The organism is Halomonas tibetensis, from assembly GCF_042643535.1.
In the GTDB taxonomy this organism is placed as follows: Bacteria; Pseudomonadota; Gammaproteobacteria; order Pseudomonadales; family Halomonadaceae; genus Halomonas; species Halomonas tibetensis.
The window spans coordinates 16428-33686 of the sequence record NZ_JBHRSQ010000004.1; the positions used below are offsets into that span (position 1 = coordinate 16428).

16 protein-coding genes are annotated in these 17259 nt (G+C 65.7%); 9 read left to right on the forward strand and 7 right to left on the reverse strand.

All coding sequences use genetic code 11. The annotated features are described in order from the left end of the window. Positions 1–43: 43 nt before the first annotated feature. The 5 genes from ACFODV_RS00285 to ACFODV_RS00305 form a co-directional block, all read right to left on the reverse strand. Positions 44–898, reverse strand: coding sequence for a universal stress protein (locus tag ACFODV_RS00285; RefSeq protein WP_379752884.1), 855 nt, complete (start codon positions 896–898; stop codon positions 44–46). Position 899: 1 nt separating this feature from the next. Then, positions 900–2390 (reverse strand): SulP family inorganic anion transporter, encoded by a 1491-nt coding sequence (locus ACFODV_RS00290; protein WP_379752887.1) that lies wholly within the window; start codon positions 2388–2390, stop codon positions 900–902. Between the two features lie 538 nt (positions 2391–2928). Continuing rightward, positions 2929–3732 (reverse strand): slipin family protein, encoded by an 804-nt coding sequence (locus tag ACFODV_RS00295; protein WP_379752890.1) that lies wholly within the window; start codon positions 3730–3732, stop codon positions 2929–2931. Between the two features lie 91 nt (positions 3733–3823). After that, positions 3824–5332 (reverse strand): NfeD family protein, encoded by a 1509-nt coding sequence (locus ACFODV_RS00300; RefSeq protein WP_379752893.1) that lies wholly within the window; start codon positions 5330–5332, stop codon positions 3824–3826. Positions 5333–5598: 266 nt separating this feature from the next. Next, entirely contained in the window at positions 5599–6414 is an 816-nt protein-coding gene (locus tag ACFODV_RS00305; RefSeq protein ID WP_379752896.1) for a hypothetical protein, read from the reverse strand. Between the two features lie 240 nt (positions 6415–6654). On the opposite strand from ACFODV_RS00305, the gene ACFODV_RS00310 reads away from it, so the two are divergent. From ACFODV_RS00310 to ACFODV_RS00325, 4 genes are read left to right on the forward strand one after another with little or no spacing between them, the layout of a single operon-like run. Further along, positions 6655–7734, forward strand: a complete 1080-nt coding sequence (locus tag ACFODV_RS00310) for a phosphotransferase (protein ID WP_379752899.1) — start codon at positions 6655–6657, stop codon at positions 7732–7734. 35 nt (positions 7735–7769) lie between these two features. Continuing rightward, positions 7770–8981 carry an ABC transporter substrate-binding protein gene (locus ACFODV_RS00315; protein WP_379752902.1) on the forward strand — a complete coding sequence of 404 codons (1212 nt, stop codon included), beginning with the start codon at positions 7770–7772 and terminating at the stop codon, positions 8979–8981. A gap of 15 nt (positions 8982–8996) precedes the next feature. Beyond that, positions 8997–10691 carry an ABC transporter permease gene (locus ACFODV_RS00320; protein WP_379752905.1) on the forward strand — a complete coding sequence of 565 codons (1695 nt, stop codon included), beginning with the start codon at positions 8997–8999 and terminating at the stop codon, positions 10689–10691. Then, positions 10688–11329, forward strand: a complete 642-nt coding sequence (locus ACFODV_RS00325; RefSeq protein ID WP_379752909.1) for an ATP-binding cassette domain-containing protein — start codon at positions 10688–10690, stop codon at positions 11327–11329. Before ACFODV_RS00320 ends, ACFODV_RS00325 begins: the two co-directional genes overlap by 4 nt. Here the strand turns inward: ACFODV_RS00325 and ACFODV_RS00330 are convergent. Further along, positions 11316–13487 carry an FAD-dependent oxidoreductase gene (locus tag ACFODV_RS00330; protein ID WP_379752912.1) on the reverse strand — a complete coding sequence of 724 codons (2172 nt, stop codon included), beginning with the start codon at positions 13485–13487 and terminating at the stop codon, positions 11316–11318. The two genes, ACFODV_RS00325 and ACFODV_RS00330, sit on opposite strands and share 14 nt — an antisense overlap. 210 nt (positions 13488–13697) lie before the next feature. Between ACFODV_RS00330 and ACFODV_RS00335 the strand changes: the two genes are divergently transcribed. The 5 genes from ACFODV_RS00335 to ACFODV_RS00355 are packed head-to-tail and all read left to right on the forward strand — an operon-like array spanning position 13698 to position 16590. After that, a complete protein-coding gene (locus ACFODV_RS00335) occupies positions 13698–14387 on the forward strand; it encodes a TIGR04283 family arsenosugar biosynthesis glycosyltransferase (protein WP_379752915.1) in 690 nt (229 codons plus the stop codon). Continuing rightward, positions 14377–15066, forward strand: a complete 690-nt coding sequence (locus tag ACFODV_RS00340) for a TIGR04282 family arsenosugar biosynthesis glycosyltransferase (protein ID WP_379752918.1) — start codon at positions 14377–14379, stop codon at positions 15064–15066. Before ACFODV_RS00335 ends, ACFODV_RS00340 begins: the two co-directional genes overlap by 11 nt. A gap of 17 nt (positions 15067–15083) precedes the next feature. Next, positions 15084–15698 (forward strand): sigma-70 family RNA polymerase sigma factor, encoded by a 615-nt coding sequence (locus ACFODV_RS00345; RefSeq protein ID WP_379752921.1) that lies wholly within the window; start codon positions 15084–15086, stop codon positions 15696–15698. 2 nt (positions 15699–15700) lie between these two features. Beyond that, entirely contained in the window at positions 15701–15937 is a 237-nt protein-coding gene (locus ACFODV_RS00350) for a zf-HC2 domain-containing protein (RefSeq protein WP_379753292.1), read from the forward strand. Then, positions 15934–16590 (forward strand): DUF3047 domain-containing protein, encoded by a 657-nt coding sequence (locus tag ACFODV_RS00355; protein WP_379752923.1) that lies wholly within the window; start codon positions 15934–15936, stop codon positions 16588–16590. The genes ACFODV_RS00350 and ACFODV_RS00355 overlap by 4 nt, the downstream gene beginning before the upstream one ends. A 56-nt stretch (positions 16591–16646) precedes the next feature. On the opposite strand, the gene ACFODV_RS00360 is transcribed toward ACFODV_RS00355, so the two are convergent. Further along, entirely contained in the window at positions 16647–17216 is a 570-nt protein-coding gene (locus ACFODV_RS00360) for a DinB family protein (RefSeq protein ID WP_379752926.1), read from the reverse strand. Positions 17217–17259 lie beyond the last annotated feature (43 nt).

Below are 17259 nucleotides of genomic sequence, written 5' to 3' on the forward strand. Positions count from 1 at the left end.
GGAAGCCGGCACACCGTGCAGGACGGGGCCGGCTCGGGAACGATCAGCGCAGCAGCAGGATCGGCACGCTGGCGCGGCGCAGCATCTCGGTGGTGGTGCTGCCCACCAGCAGGTGGCGGATGCGCGAGTGTCCATAGGCGCCCATCACCAGCATGTCGATGCCTTGCTCCTCCTTGTAGCCGCGCAGAGTGGCCTCCACTTCGCCGGCGCGGATGGCACCTTCGGCCTCATGGCCGGCGACGCGCAGGGTCTTCAGCGCCCAGTCGAGCTGGGAGCGGTTATCGCCGGTCTCGGCGCCGACAATCACCACCTGCACCGGAATACCCGCAAACAGGGGGCTCTTGGCCAGCATCTCCACGCCCTTGCGGGTGGTCTTGCTGCCATCGAAGGCGAGCATCACCGTCTCGGGCGTCTTGAAAACATCCGGCACCATCAGGATCGGCCGGTGCAGGGTGCGCACCACCCGCTCCAGGTTGGAGCCCAGGTGATCGCCATTGTGCTCGGCGCCTTCGCCGCGCTTGCCGATCACCAACAGGCGCATATCGTTTTGCAGCTCTTCCAGGGTCTCGACCAGAGTACCGTTGCGCTGCCGGGTGCCAGGCTCGGCGACACCGTCCTCGATCGCCCGCTCCTTGGCGGCCTGCAGCATCAGGCGGCCCTGCTCCTGGGCCACCTTGGCGCGCTGCTCGTCAAGCTGGGAAAGCTCCTCCAGCAGGCGCTCGCGGGCGCCTGCCCTGAGGTTGCCGGAGAGATTGCGCTCTTCGGGAACGGCATGGTTGTCGTTCACATGCAGGAAGGTCAGCGGCGCGCCCAGAGCCAGGCTGGCCCAGGCGGCAGCGTCGCACACCCCTTCGGAAAATTTCGAGCCGTCGATGGCGGCCATCACCTGTTCGGTCATATCAGTGTCCTCCCATCAGTTTTTCGACGGCTTCCGGATCATCATGCACCGCGAAGCGATCGACGATGGTGGCGCTTGCCTCGTTGAGGCCGATCATATCCACCTCGGTGCCCTCGCGGCGGAACTTGATCACGATACGGTCCAGCGCCTGGACGGCGGTGATGTCCCAGAAGTGTGCCCGGGACAGATCGATGGTGACCTTCTCCACGGTCTCCTTGAAGTCGAAGGCGTTGCTGAAGCGCTCGGAGGAGGCGAAGAACACCTGGCCTACCACCTTGTAGATGCGCGCGTTGCCCTCTTCGGCCTCCTCGCTGCCGATATAGAGAATGTTGCCCACCTTGTTGGCGAAGTTCATGGCGGCGAGCAGCACGCCGACGAAGACGCCGATGGCCAGGTTATGGGTGCCGACGGTCACCACCACCGTGGCCACCATGACCATATTGGTGCTCATGGGGTGCTTCTTGAGGTCCTTGATGGAGCTCCAGCTGAACGTCCCGATGGAGACCATGATCATCACCGCGACCAGTGCCGCCATGGGGATCTGCGAGACCCAATCGGCGAGGAACACCACCATCAGCAACAGCACCACGCCGGCGATCAGCGAGGACATGCGGCGGCGACCACCGGACTTGATGTTGATCACCGACTGACCAATCATCGCGCAGCCCGCCATGCCGCCGATCAGGCCGGAGCCGATGTTGGCGATGCCCTGGCCCTTGCACTCGCGGTTCTTGTCGCTCTTGGTGTCGGTCAGGTCGTCGATGATAGTAGCGGTCATCATCGACTCCAGCAGGCCCACGACGGTCAGCATCAGCGCAGTAGGTAAGATGATCTTAAGCGTCTCGAGGTTGAGGGGGACATCTGGCCACAGGAAGATCGGCAGGCTGTCCGGCAGCTCGCCCATGTCACCCACGCTGCGAATCTCCATGCCGGTGAGCAGATAGACCGACGTCAACACCACGATGCAGACCAGCGGCGAGGGAATCGACTTGCCGATCTTGGGCAGGAGGGGGAAGCCGTAGATGATGCCGAGTCCGGCGGCGGTCATGGCATACACATGCCAGGTCACCCCGGTAAGCTCCGGCAGCTGGGCCATGAAGATCAGGATCGCCAGGGCGTTGACGAAGCCGGTGACCACCGAGCGCGACACGAAGCGCATCAGCTCGGCGAGCCTGAGATAACCCGCCAGGATCTGCAGAACCCCGGTAAGCAGGGTAGCCGCCAGCAGGTACTCGAGGCCGTGGTCGCGAACCAGGGTGACCATCAGCAGCGCCATGGCGCCGGTGGCACCGGAGATCATCCCGGAACGGCCGCCGGTGAAGGCAATGATCACGCAGATAGCGAAGGAGGCGTAGAGACCCACCTTGGGGTCGACGCCGGCGATGATGGAGAAGGCGATCGCCTCGGGAATCAGGGCCAGTGCGACCACGATTCCCGCGAGGGTGTCGCCTTTCAAGTTGGAGAACCAACTCAGCTTCATTTTTTCGTACATGCTGGGTTCCAGTCAGGGTGAGTGTCTTGCCGTCAGGCGCCGGAGGTGGCGGGCAACGCAGTACCTATGACCGTAACTATGACGGCACGGACCAGGCAGCCAGGGTCAGGCGTTGCCAATGCTGGTGTGACCATTAAGTCGGTATTGACGCTAGTTGTTATTGCCGCTCGGGGGGTAGACGCAGTTGCGCCGTGGCATCCACAGGGTGGTGCCGCACGGTGGCGCCTCGATGACGAGGACGTCGCCGAAGGGGGAGAGGAGGTGCGCTAGGGCGGAGTAGCCAGCCCTGCCAGGGGAGTCATCACGGTGTGCTGTCCCTTGTATTGGAAGGGCGCTCGCAAAGGAAGCGCCTGGAAATCCATTATGGCACCGAACCGCGGCATGAGCCGGGTTCAAGGTCGCCAAGAAAGCGAGCAGCGCATTTTAACAGGTCTTTTGCTGCACCGCACCCCGAGGCCGGGCTCAAGGGGAACAGGAGCTTAATGCAGGAGGGGCCGCCACGGCCGGAAGGCCGTGGCGCAAGGGGACGGGAGATGACTCAGCTGTCGCTGCCCTCTTCCGGCGACCGGGCGCCGGTGCGAGCCTGGGCGGCCGGCGAGGCCTTCAGGTGCCTGAAGGCCTCCATGATGTCCATGGGCAGCGGGAAGAAGATGGTGGAGGCGTTCTTGTTGCTCATGTCGCTCATGGTCTGCAGGTAGCGCAGCTGCAGGGCCGCCGAGTTCTCGGACATGACGTTAGCCGCCTCGACCAGCTTGCGCGAGGCCTGAAGCTCACCCTCGGCGTGGATCACCTTGGCGCGACGCTCGCGCTCGGCTTCGGCCTGGCGGGCGATGGCTCGGATCATGCTCTCGTCGAGGTCGACGTGCTTGATCTCCACGTTGGCCACCTTGATGCCCCAACCCTCCGCCGAGCCGTCGATGATCTCCTGGATGTCGTTGTTGAGCTTGTCGCGTTCGGAGAGCATCTCGTCCAGATCATGCTTGCCGAGCACTGAACGCAGGGTGGTCTGGGCCAACTGGCTGGTCGCCATGGTGAAGTTCTCCACTTGGATGATCGCCTTCTCCGGATCGACCACCCGAAAGTAGATCACCGCATTGACCTTCACCGTGACGTTGTCCTGGGAGATCACGTCCTGCTCGGGCACATCCATGGTGACCACCCGCAGGTCGACCACTTCCATCTTCTGGATGCCGGGGATAATGATGATCAGGCCCGGTCCCTTGACCCCCTGGAAGCGCCCCAGGAAGAAGACCACGCCGCGCTTGTACTCGGGCAGGATGCGTATGGAGGCCGCGATCAGCATGAACAGCAGGACGACCGGTACGAGATAGGAAATCAACATGGCCTGTCTCCTTGGTTAACAGGGAATGGTTTGCGGGGAAGGGTTGGCGGGAATGTTCAGCGTGAAACCCTGACGCGCCGAACGCGACGGTTCAGTGGTGCTCTTCCATTGGCTCGACCTCAACGGTCAGGCCGTCGATGCGAGAGACCCGCACCATCTGGCCCTTGGCCAGCGGCCGGTCGCTGCGGGCATTCCAGCGCTCACCCATCAGGCGCACATGGCCACTGCCCTCGAAATCCTCGAGAACCCGGGCCTCACTGCCAATCAGCTCCTCCTGGCCCCCCTTGGCCGGGCGGCGGCGAATGCTCATGAAACGGGTCATGACCCACAGCATCAGGACCGCGGCGAGCAGGGCGATGCCGCCAATCATCGGCAGCGAGATTCTCAGGTTGTCTGCATCCATCAATATCACCGATCCGATCACGAAGGCGACGATGCCGCCGATTCCCAATATGCCGAAACTGGGCATCAAGGCTTCTCCCACGATCAGCGCCAGACCCACCAGGATGAGTGCCAGGCCAGCATAGTTGACCGGCAGCACCTGGAAGGCGAACAGGGCCAGCAGCAGGCAGATGATCCCTATGGTGCCCGGCACCAGGCTGCCCGGATTGGAGAGCTCGAAGATCAACCCGTAGAAGCCGATGATCATCAGAAAGTAGGCGACGTTGGGATTGGTGATCACCGACAGCAGCTCGGTGCGCCAGTCGGGGTCGAAGCGCTCGATGGCAAGATCCACGGTCTCGAGGGTCAGTTCTCCGCGCTCCATCACCACCGTGCGACCGTCGATCTGCTCGAGCAGGTCCTCGATGTCGCTGGCCACCACGTCGATGACGTTCTTCTCCAGGGCTTCCCGGGAAGTGAGGTTGACCGCCTCACGAACCGCCTCCTCCGCCCAGTCGGCGTTGCGGCCGTGGCGCTCGGCGAGGCCACGGATATAGTAGACGGCGTCCTCGAGCACCTTGCGCTCCATGGCGGTCTCGCCGCGGCGGGGCTCCGTTTCGGACGCTTCCTCGTCGACCGCCTCGGCCTCCTCGCTCTCAACAGCGGCCTGGTCGTTGTCGCCCTCAGCGGCGCTTTCCCCGGATTCATCGGCCCTGACCCCGCTGCCGCTGTCGCTGTCGCTGTCGTCATCGTCGTCGCCACCCAGACCCGGCAGGCCACCACCGCCCATCTGCACCGGCGTGGCCGAGCCTAGGTGGGTGGAAGGCGCCATGGCCGCCACGTGGCTGCCGTAGAGCAGGTAGGTGCCCGCGCTGGCCGCCCGGGCCCCGCTTGGCGACACGTAGATGGCTACCGGTACCGGTGACGTGAGCATGGCGCGAATCATGTCACGCATGGAGGCATCAAGGCCGCCGGGCGTGTCCATCTGAACCACCACGATCTCGGCATTGCCCTCGGCGGCCCGGCGCAGGCCACGCTGAAAATAGTCGCTGGTGGCGGGGCCGATTGCTCCCTCGACGGTCATCACCAGCGCCGTGCGCTCACTCTGCTGGGCCTGGACCACCGACTGAAAGAGGGCCAGAGACGCCCCCAGCGCCAGGCAAAAGAGGCTCAATAGCAGAAAGCGTCGCCCAATCAGGGCGGCATGAACTCGGCTCATGGTGATGTTCCCCGCGCGACCCACACTACAGATGTGAGTACCGGCAAAGCCTCTCGTTCACATAAAGGCTCGAAAAAAGGAGGTGGCCGATACTGGTGTCAGCGTAGGTGGTGACATACGCAGGCTGCAACAGCCAACGCCTATCGAGATAATCGTCACGTCATCGATCAAGCGGAAGGGGCGGGGGTAGGCGCAAGGGAAAAGGAGAGGAGGAACGGACACCGGGCCAAGGAGACACCGGTGCCCGAAAAACGCCGGCCGGAGCGTCAAAGGTCGTGGGATTGGCCGGCGACGCGTCGCTGCACCTCCACCATGTAGGCAGCAAGTGACGGCAGCGCCTCGCCGCCCCAATCAAGGGGACTCGCCTGCATCGGTGCCACCATGCAGACCTGCACCATCTCGTCGGCGTGAACCTCGGAGAGACCGAACTGATTCTCGGCCATGGCCACCCGATGGGGGAAGGCTTCCTCGAAGGTTGCGCTGTAACCCATATCCTGACCATCGCTGCCGTGACAGGTGGCACAGGAGAGGCCGTTGGTACTCAGAGAGGTGTCGTAGTAGAGCGCCTCGCCACGTGCCAGCCATTCGGGCGCATTGTTGCCGCTCTCGCTGTAGACCGGCTCGTAGCCCTCTGGACGTTTTACCGCATCGGTAGCGCCGGCTTCGGCCTCCCCTTCTGCTTCACCCTCCGCTTCACCTTCGGCTTCGCCCTCTGCCTCTGCTTCGCCCTCTGCCTCTGCTTCGCCCTCTGCCTCTGCTTCGCCCTCTGCCTCTGCTTCGCCCTCTGCCTCTGCTTCGCCCTCTGCCTCTGCTTCGCCCTCTGCCTCCGCTTCACCTTCGGCTTCTGCCTCAGCTTCGCCCTGGGCCTCGGCACCTCCCTCTGCATGAGCCTCAGCATGGGCGTTGGCGACGAGCAGAGAGGTGGCAGAGAACCCGGACAGGCCCGGCAAGGTCACATCTTCACCGACGGTGCCGTGAAAGGTGACGCCGCCCGCTATCAGGGCGAGCATCGGCGCCGTGTAGGCCAGCTGTCGACCCAGGCGTCCTAGCAGCCTGCGGCGTTTATCGTCATGCTGTGACATGGTATCTACCTCCGTGATGGCGAGTCGTGACGACGCTGGAGCGTCGTTCGGACGGGCACCGATGGCCTCGCCCACCGCGTCTGGTCGCGGTCTGGTTCTGTCGCGGCAGGTCCGGATCGCTTACAGGCTCAGTATGGACAGAATCTGGACGCTATCGCCGCACCGGCCGGCAAGAATGTAAGGAACGCCGACTTCCCTCGACCATCCATGGACGCCGATTTCCCGACACCGAGGAACCACATGACGGATTCCGTCTCCTGCCCGGACACCCGACTCGACTCGCATGCTGCCCTGGCCGGGGCCCTGGCCCGGGGCGGTCTGGCCGCCGAAATTCGCGCGATGCGCCCAATGGCCGATACCGGCCTGGCTCATACCCACGTGTGGCTGGAGCGAGACACCATCGACTGGGTCGCACGCCTGCCCAAGCAGAGCCAGATGGGGCTTCCGACCGACGAGAACCTCGCATACCAGGCGGCCTGCTTCGCCCGCGCCAGCCAGAGCGGTCATACGCCGGCGCTGCACGGCGTCCTGCCGCCCGGTCCGGAGCTGCCCCGCGGCGGGCTGCTGGTCAGCGCGGTCCTGGGGCGGCCGGCCCGCCTGCCCGATGACCTGCCCGCCATCGCCGAGGCGCTGGCCGCCATCCACGGCCTGGAGGTGCCGCCCGAGACGGACCGCCCTCCTCTCCAGACCCCCGCAGACCCCTGGCGAGCCATGCGTGAGGAGGTGGCCAGACAGGCAGAGTGGCTCGGCAACGCCGGCCTCTGCCGGGAGGCACGAGCGCAGATCGAGGAGGCGATTGCCGCCCTGCCGGAGCACCTGCCGACGGAGCCCGGCACGGCACCGCGCCTGATCAGCTTCGATGCCCACCCCGGCAACTTCCTGGTGACCGACTCGGGCCGCGCCGTGCTGGTGGACCTGGAAAAGTGCCGCTATGGCCTGCCGGGGTTCGATCTGGCCCACGCCACGCTCTACACCTCTACCACCTGGGACCTGAACAGCTCCGCCGTGCTGAGCCCAGAAGAAGTGGCAGACTTCTATCGCCGCTGGCGGCTCGCTGGGGGCCTCGCCGGCGACACCTTCACGCTGCTGGCCTGTCGCCGGGCCATGTGGCTGTGGTCCCTGACCTGGTGCGCCAAGTGGCGAGCCCAGCACGGCCGTAACCGCGATGCCGATGCCTCCGGCGAAGACTGGTCGGCCCAGCTCAGCGACGACGCCCTGGTGGCCCATGTCCGCGAACGGGTCGACCACTATCTCTCCCCGACGGTGATCGCCCGCGTGCGCAACGAACTGGATGATCTCCAGGTCGCCCTCGCCGACTAATGCCTCTATCGACCTTCCCAACAAGGACTGCCCGAATGCCGACCCACTCCCTTGCCCTGATATCCACCCTTGCCCTGCTGCTCTCCGGTCCTCTACAGGCGGCCCCGGATCCCGCCGACTGGGACGGAGTGCTCGAGGAAGCCCGCGGCCAGAGCGTCTACTGGTATGCCTGGGGAGGGGAGGAGCGCACCAACGACTACATCCAGTGGACCGCCGACCGGGTCGCCGAGCGATTCGCTATCGATCTGGTGCATGTCAAACTCAGCGACACCGCCGAGGCGGTATCTCGAGTGCTGGCCGAGAAGCAGGCCGGCAATGACGATCGCGGCAACGTGGACATGATCTGGATCAACGGCGAGAACTTCGCCACCATGAAGGCCAACGATCTCCTGTTCGGCCCCTGGTCGGAACAGCTGCCGCACTATCCCCTGACCGACCCGGAGCACACGCCGGCGGTCCGCTACGACTGGACGATCCCGGTGGACGGCCTGGAGTCACCCTGGAGCAGCTCCCAGGTGGTGTTCTACTACGACACGGCCCTGGTCGATGCCCATCCTCGCAGCATGTCCGGCCTTCTCGACTGGGCGCGGGACAACCCCGGCGAGTTTACCTACGCCCGGGTCCCCAACTTTCTCGGCAACGCCTTCATCACCCAGGCGCTGCTCGAACTGACCGAAGACACAGACATCCTTTATCGGCCCATGCAGGAAGCCGACTTCGACGCGGTAACGGCCCCGCTCTGGAGCTTCCTCGATGAGTTGCACCCGCTGCTGTGGCGGAGTGGCCGCGCCTTCCCCGCCAACAGCTCGGAGCTGCGCCGCCTGATGGGCGACAGCGAGATCAGCATCGCCCTATCCTTCAGCACCACCGAAGCCTCGGGCGCCATCGCCAACTTCGAGCTGCCCGACAGCGTGCGCAGCTATGTGCATGACCACGGCATGATCGGCAACATGAGCTTCATGGCGATCCCCTACAACGCTCAGCACAAGGCCGGCGCCATGGTGGTAGCCAACTACCTGCTGAGTCCCGAGGCCCAGGCCCACAAGCAGGACCCCCGGGTCTGGGGCAGCAACACCGTGCTCTCGCTGGCGACCCTCGCCCCCGACGACCGCGCCCGGTTCGAGGGTATCGATCTGGGCATCGCGACCCTCTCGCCGGACGAACTCGGCGAGGTGCTCGGCCAACCCCACCCGACCTGGGTCGACGCCCTGGCCGAGGCCTGGCAAGAACGCTACGTCGGCCGCTGATCGGCGGGTAGCGCGATGCTCAGACTCGCCCCCTGGCTGATCACCCTTCTGCTGGTGGGCCCGATCCTGGCCGGTCTGGCCATGGCCCTGCTGCCCGCCTTCGGCTACCTGCCGGCGCTGGGTGGGGAAACCTTCAGCCTGACGCCCTGGCGGGAGCTGTTCGCCCAGCCCGGCCTGGCAAGGTCGGTAGGGATAAGCTTCGCCAGCGGCCTGGTCACCACGGCCATATCGCTGACGGTGGTGCTCCTGTTCCTCGCCGGGGCCTCGGGCAGTCGACTGGACCACTGGATCCGGCGCATGGTCTCGCCGCTGCTGTCGATTCCCCATGCGGCGGCGGCCTTCGGCCTGGCCTTCCTTATCGCCCCCTCGGGCCTGCTGGCGCGACTGGCTTCCCCCGGGCTGACCGGCTGGGAGCGACCGCCGGACCTGCTGATCGTCCAGGACCCCTGGGGGCTTTCGCTGATGGCGGGGCTCATCATCAAGGAGATTCCCTTCCTGCTGCTGATGAGCCTGGCCGCCCTGTACCAGCTCGACGCCGAACGTCGCGTGGCCATGGCCCGATCGCTGGGCTACCGCCCGACCCTTGCCTGGCTGAAGGTGGTGGTGCCCTCGCTCTATCCGCTGATCCGCCTGCCGGTCTTCGCCGTCATCGCCTACGCCTCCTCGGTGGTGGACGTGGCGATGATCCTCGGCCCGACCCTGCCGCCGACCCTGGCGGTGTCGATCCTTACCTGGTTCAACGACCCGGACCTGTCGCGGCGTTTCATGGCCTCGGCCGGCGCCCTGCTTCAGTTGGGGGTCACGCTGGCGGCGCTGGCCGCCTGGTGGGGGCTGGAGGGCATGGTGCGGCGTCTGGGTAGGAGCTGGGTGGCGGGGGGGCATCGCCGCGGCGGCGAAGGGGCGCTGCGCGTGGCCGGCAAGGCGCTGATCCTGCTGGCGGCGGGGACCGCCCTGATCGGCATCGCCGGTCTGGCGCTCAACTCCCTGGCCGGCTTCTGGCGCTTTCCCGACGGCCTGCCCCAGACCTTCACGCTGCAGCACTGGCAACGCGCCCTGCCCTCGCTGGCCGGGCCGGTCGCCTCGACGCTGCTGATTGCCACCGTCTCCACGCTGCTCGCTCTGGGTCTGACCCTCGCCGCCCTGGAACACGAGCAGCGCAGCGGACGACATCCCGACCAGGGCCGTGTCCTGTCGGCCATGGGACTGCTGTATCTGCCGCTGATCGTGCCGCAGATCGCCTTCCTGTTCGGCCTGGTGGTGGTCATGGAGGCACTGGGGGCACGCCCTACAACGTGGCTGGTGATCTTCGGCCACCTGCTGTTCGTGCTGCCCTATGTGTTCCTGTCATTATCGGAGGCCTATCGGCGCTTCGATCCGCGCTGGTCGAGGGTGGCCTTGACCCTGGGCGCCACGCCTGACGGGGCCTTCTGGCGCGTACGCCTGCCGATGCTGCTGGCGCCGATGCTCACCGCCATGGCGGTGGGCCTGGCGGTGAGCATCGGTCAGTACCTGCCTACCCTGCTGCTGGGCGCCGGACGGGTGCCCACCGTGACCACCGAGGCGGTGGCCCTGGCGGCCGGTGGCAACCGCCGCCTGATCGGCGTCTGGGCGCTGGTCCAGGCCAGCCTGCCGCTGCTGGGCTTTCTCATCGCCGTGGGATTGCCGCGGCTGCTCTGGAGCAACCGACGCGGAATGCGAGGATCACCATGACCGCCCCCTCACCCGAATGCGACCTGGTGTTTGACAAGGTGCACATTGCCCTGCAGGGCAGGACGCTGCTGGCGCTGGATGTCCGGATCGCCCCCGGCGAGGTGCTCACCGTGATGGGCCCCTCCGGCTCGGGAAAGTCGACCCTGCTGGCCTTCGCCGCCGGCTTCCTGTCACCCGCCTTCGCGTCAGCGGGCCGGGTTCTGCTGGATGGTCATGACATCACCGCGCTACCCGCCGAGCGGCGCGGCATCGGCCTGCTGTTCCAGGATCCGCTGCTCTTCCCCCACCTCTCGGTGGCCGGCAACCTGCGCTTCGGCCTGCCCCGCGCCACTCCCGACAAGGCCGCCAGGGTCGAGGCGGCACTGGCGGCGATCGGCCTGGCGGGCTTCGGCGAGCGTGACCCGGCGACTCTCTCCGGCGGCCAGCAGTCGCGGGTGGCGCTGATGCGTCTGCTGCTCTCGACCCCCAGCGCCGTGCTGCTCGATGAGCCTTTCTCCAAGCTCGACACGGCGCTGCGTCACGAGATGCGCGAGCTGGTGTTCAGCAGGCTGCGCGAAGCGGGGCTGCCCAGCCTGCTGGTCACCCACGACCACCAGGACGCCGCAGCGGCGGGCGGTCGAATCATCACCCTCGAGTAACGCGCCCCGCTCCGCGACGCCAGGCGAAGTAGCGCCCAAGCCAGCCCAGCAGACGCTCGGGCTTGTGGGCATTCTTCCACACGCCGGCGGTCGCCTTTACGGCCTCGCTGCGGGTGGGATAGGGGTGAATGGTGGACAGCAGGCGGTTGAGCCCGATTCCGCGGGTCATCGCCAGGGTGAAGGTGGCCAGCATCTCGCCCGCTCCCTCGCCGACGATGGTGGCACCGAGAATGCGGTCGCTCCCCGGTGGTGTCAGCACCTTGACGAAGCCCCCGCTATCGGCCTCGGCCAGGGCGCGGTCGAGCTCGCTCAGCGCATAGCGGGTCACCTCATAGTCGGTGCCTTGCGAGCGCGCCTCTCTCTCGTTGAGCCCCACCCTCGCCACTTCGGGAGTGGTGAAGGTCACCGCCGGCAGCGCCCGGTAGCTGACCCGAAAGCGCTTGAACTCCCCGAACAGCGCATTGACCGTGGCATGCCAGGCCTGGTGGGCCCCGGCATGGGTCAACTGGTAGGGCCCCGCCACGTCGCCGCAGGCCCAGACGTTGGGCAGCACGCTACGCAGCGTCTCGTCCACGTCCAGGGTGCCGTTGCCGCGAGTGTCGATGCCAAGTGCCTCGAGCCCCATGCCGGTGACGTTGGCCTCGCGACCCACGGCCACCAGCAGGTGCGTGAAGGGAACGAGCTCGCGGTGGCCGTCGGCGTTCGCCACCTCCAGTGCCGAGCCTGCCGCGTCCGCCACCACCCCCAGCGCCCGGTGACCCAGCAGGACCCGAACGCCGTCCTCGCCCATGGCAATTTGAAGCGCTTCGGCCACCTCCGCATCCTCGCGGGGCAGCAGCTGGCCGGCCGACTCCACCAGGGTGACCCGGCTCCCCAGCAGGGCGAAGCTCTGCCCCAACTCGCAGCCGATCGGCCCCCCGCCGAGCACCAGCAGTCGCTCGGGCAGCTCCTTGAGCCGCCACAGGGTGTCCGAGGTGAGCACCTCCACCGACTCGATGCCGGGCAGATCGGGCACCCGGGGCCGCGCCCCGCTGGCAATGATCACATGGCGCGTGGACAGGGTCTGCTCCCCCTTGGGTGTCACCACGCGAACCTGCCAGGGGCTTATCAGGCTCGCCTCGCCCTTGAGCACCTCCACACCCAGCCCCTGATAGCGTTCGACGCTGTCGTGTGGCGCAATGGCCTCGATGGCGCCGTGCACATGCCCCATCACGGCGGGGAAATCCACGCTCGGCTCGGCAACTCGCACGCCATACTGGCCGGCGCGCCGTATCTCTCTGATCGAGCGCGCGGCGCGAATCAACGCCTTGGAGGGCACACAGCCGGTGTTGAGGCAGTCTCCGCCCATGCGCTCGCGCTCCACCAGGGTCACCCTGGCCCGCACGGCCGACGCGATATAGCTGGCCACCAGTCCCGCGGCGCCGGCGCCGATCACCACGATGTCACGGTCAAAGCTGGCCGGCCGCCGATGGCGACGCGCCAGGGCGCGGCGCTTGACCAGCGCCACCAGTCCCTTGGCCAGCCAGGGGAAGATGCCGATCAGCGCGAAGGAGGCCACCAGCGAAGGCGAGAGGATATCGCCCAGGGCCTGCAGCTCGGCAAGCTCGCGGCCGGCATTCACGAATACCAGCGTCGCCGGCAGCATGCCCAGCTGACTGACCCAGTAGAAGGTGGTCAACCGCATCCGCGTCAAGCCCATCACCAGGTTGATCACGAAGAAGGGAAACAGCGGGATCAGGCGCAGCGTAAAGAGATAGAGCGCCCCCTCGCGGCGGATGCCGGCATTGATGCGCTCCAGTTGCCGAGCGTAGCGTCGCTCCAGGGGGCCGCGCAGCAGAGTGCGCGCGATCAGCGCTGCCAGGGTGGCGCCCAGGGTGCTGGCGAAGGAGACAATCACCAGCCCCCAGCCCAACCCGAACAAGGCACCACTCAGCAGGGTCATCAGGGTCGCGCCGGGCAAAGAGAGCGCCGCGATCACCACATAGAGCAGAAAGAAGCCTCCGATCACGGTGACCGGCTCTCTCTCCAGCCAGGCATGAAACCTCACCTGTTCGGTCTGCAGGGCCTCGAGCGCCAGGAAGTCGCTGGCTCCCGAGAAGAAGAAGGCCGCCACGGCGGCGGCCACCAGCAGCAACAACAACAGGCGTCGTGATCTCATCTGAGTTCCTCGGTGATCTGAACGGGTATGCTAGCCTTCTGGGTCGCTGCGGTCCCGGCTTCCTTACAAGGCCCGACTTTCTTCCGGGAACGGACAGCCATCCGATTGCCCAGGCCCCCTTCGGGGGTAAAGCGCCTGTGAGTGCCTGCTGGTGAAAGGCACGCCGCCGTGCGACGACCAAGCTCGACCTTTTGGACGAAAGAGACCCGGATGACAGCGCCAATGCTCAGCCTGATCATGCCCGTGCTGGATGAAGCCGCCAACATCGAGACCACGCTCGCCTCTCTTCAACCGCTGATCCAGCGGGGGATGGAGGTGATCGTCGTCGACGGAGGTAGCCGCGACGCCACCGCTACCCTGGCTGCGCCCCTCTGCACCCGGGTCATCGAGGCCCCCCGCGGTCGCGCCTGCCAAATGAATCGGGGAGCCGCGGCCGCAAGCGGCGAAAGGCTGCTCTTCCTGCACGCCGATACCCGCCTGCCCAGGGGCGCCGAACGGCTGATCGAAGAGGCGCTATCAGGTCGGCACTGCTGGGGACGCTTCGATATTCGGCTCGAGGGGCGTCATCCTCTGCTGCCGATCATCGCCACTGCGATGAATCTGCGCTCCCGGCTGACCGGCATCGCCACCGGTGACCAGGCGTTTTTCATGACCTGTGAGGCCTTCGACGCCGTCGGGGGCTTTCCCGACCAGCCGCTGATGGAGGACGTCGAGATATCGAGCCGACTGCAGCGACTCTCTTCCCCCGCCTGCCTGCGCCAGAAGGTGGTCAGCAGCGGCCGCCGCTGGGAACAGCAGGGTGTCTGGCCCACGATCCGCCTGATGTGGCGACTGCGCTGGCGCTACTGGCGAGGCGCATCGCCACAACACCTGGCCCGGGAGTATCGCCATGTGCGCTGACGCCGGCTTCACCCTGGCCATCCTGGCCAAGGCGCCGATTCCGGGCCAAGCCAAGAGCCGTCTGATCCCTGCCCTCGGGCCCGAGGGTGCCGCGAGACTCCACGAACGACTGCTGCGCCATACGCTGGCGATCGCCGTGGCCGCCACGCCGACCCATCGCATCACCCTGTGGACGGCACTGGACCATGACCATCCGCTGTTTGTCGAGCTGGCCGAACGCCACGGTATCTCCCTCCGCCCCCAGCCGGCGGGAGATCTCGGCGAGCGTATGCATCACGCCCTGGTAGAGGCAGGCGAGCCCGCCTTGGTCATCGGCAGCGACTGTCCCATGCTATCCCCCGGGCTGCTGAGGACCTGCGCCGAGGCGCTGGGGAAGCACGACGTCGTCTGCCTTCCCGCCGAGGACGGTGGCTATGGCCTGATCGGCGTTCGACACCCCGACCCGCGTCTGTTCGACGACGTGCCCTGGGGGACCGGGAGCGTGATGGCCAGGACGCGAGAACGGATCACGGCGCTCGGCTGGCGCCTGACCTGTCCCGCCACGGTGTGGGACGTCGACCGCCCCGAGGATTTGACCAGGCTGTCGCGCCTTCACCCAACGCTGGTGGAAGACATCGTGGCGTCACGAGCAGCGGGACCCGGTAAAACGCGTCCCACAACAATAATATCCGCCCACTAGACTGGAGCCTGCATTCGATGAAAGACGAGCCCACTTTCGGTGATGACAAGGTGTCGGAGACACCCTCCACTCGCATGGAGCGACTGGTGGCGGTCAGGCCCCGGCTGCTCTCCTTCGCTCGACTGCACCTGAGAGACAACGCTCAGGCAGAAGATGCCGTGCAGGAGGCGATGATGGCTGCTATCGAGAAGGATGCCAGCTTCGCCGGACGCTCAGGCTATGAGACCTGGGTATTTGGCATACTCAAGTACAAGATCCTCGATGTGATGCGCTTCCAGAAGCGACAGGGGCGCCTGCAGCCACTGGATGACGAGAGCGATGACGATGCCATCGATCGTCAGTTCCAACAGAACGGACGTTGGCAGAACGATGCCCGCCCGGAACATTGGGGAAACCCCGACAAGGTCTTCGAGAACGAATATTTCTGGCAGGTATTCGATGCCTGCATGATCACGCTGCCGGACAATATCGCCAGGGTCTTCTCGCTGCGGGAGCTGATGGGTCTCTCCACCGAAGAGATCTGTAGAGAGCTCGATATCAAGGAAAACAACTGCTGGGTCATTCTGCATCGCGCACGGCTGAGGCTGCGAGCTTGCCTACAGCAGGGCTGGCTAAAGGAGGAAACCGCATGATGATGTGCAAGGGGGCAACCCGCCTGATGTCACTCAAGCAGGATCGCCGGCTGACGTTCCAGGAGAGACTCTCGCTGCGCTTCCACCTATCGATGTGCGGCGCGTGCCGACAATGCGACCGACAATTCTCTCTGCTGCACCGGTCAGGAGAGCGCTTCAAGACCGGCCTCGATGAGGGCGCCGATGACGACCGGAACACCGCAGACCCAGGTCTAAGCGACAGGAATAAGCTTCGGTGATCAATTTTCACTTCCCGGCCGGCATGCTTCTACTGGCAAGCTGCCTGCCCCTTGCAGCGGCCGACCACAGCTTTTCCCCCGAGGTGATCATGGCCTGGCCCACGCGCTCCTTCGAGGGGGAAACGGAATACCGACTAGTCGATAAAGATGACACCCGGGTGCTGCAGGCCAGATCGAGAGGGAAGGCCTCGGCAAAGTACCTGGAAAAGGAAGTCGATCTTGCGAGGACGCCCTACCTCCACTGGTGCTGGCAGGTCTCGGGCATCCACCATGGCCTCGATGAGACGACCCGGGGCGGTGATGATTATCCGGCCCGAGTCTATGTGGCACGCAAGACAGGCATCCTGCCCTGGCAGGTCCAGTCGGTGAACTATGTCTGGGCCTCGAGTCAGCCTGAGGGGGCGAACTGGCCCAATGCCTTCACCTCGCGCGCCCATCTGCTGGCGCTGCAGAGTGGCGAATCACGCGTCGGTGAGTGGGTAGCGGAGGTCCGCCACGTCGGGGAGGACTTCGCATCGCTCTTCGGTGACCGAGCCGACCATATCGACGGCGTAGCGCTGATGAGCGATGGCGACAATGCCGGCGTCGATGCCACCGCCTGGTTCTCGAATCTCGGCTTCTCAGTCAGTGCCGAGCCCACGGACTGCCCCTGAGACTCGCGCCGGCTAGTGGTCTGAAGCGGACCGGCGGACCTTACATAGAATGGCCATCATGCTTCTTCCTCCGTAACGGGTGACAGCATGGCTTCCCGCCGCCAGTGACGCAGGGTCGAGGGGTGAACGCCAAACGACTCGGGAAGTGGCACACCGATCTGCTCGGCCAGCAGGCCAAGGATCGCCATATGATGGATGGTGTGGCTGGTCAGGAAGGCCAGCTCACGCTCGATACTGGAACCGAGTAACAGGCGCTCCTCATCGAGGGGGTAGTCCAGGGTCAATCGAGTTGGAGGCTGGTCGGCCAGCGCCAGCAACGAGGTCTCGATGGAGACCAACCGCTCTGCAGCTCTGTGTGGCCACGCCTCAAGGGTCTCATCACGGCGGCGATGCTCGTAGTCGATGCTCTCACCACCGCCCTCAAGGCCGCCGAACAAGGCCGAATAGTGATCGATGATATGCCGAACGTGCTTGCCCAGGGAATGACGGCCGCCCGCACCGAAAGGCTGCCGATAGATGACGGGTGTCAGCTTATCCAGCAGGCCTCTTAGCTGGGCAATCGCCAGGCGATTCTCTTCGATAAGCCCCTCCAGGGAGGGGGGACTTCCGGGTAAAGGCGTTGTCATGGCAAGGCTCTCCAGGTTCCTGGGTGGGGTGGGCCGAAGGCAT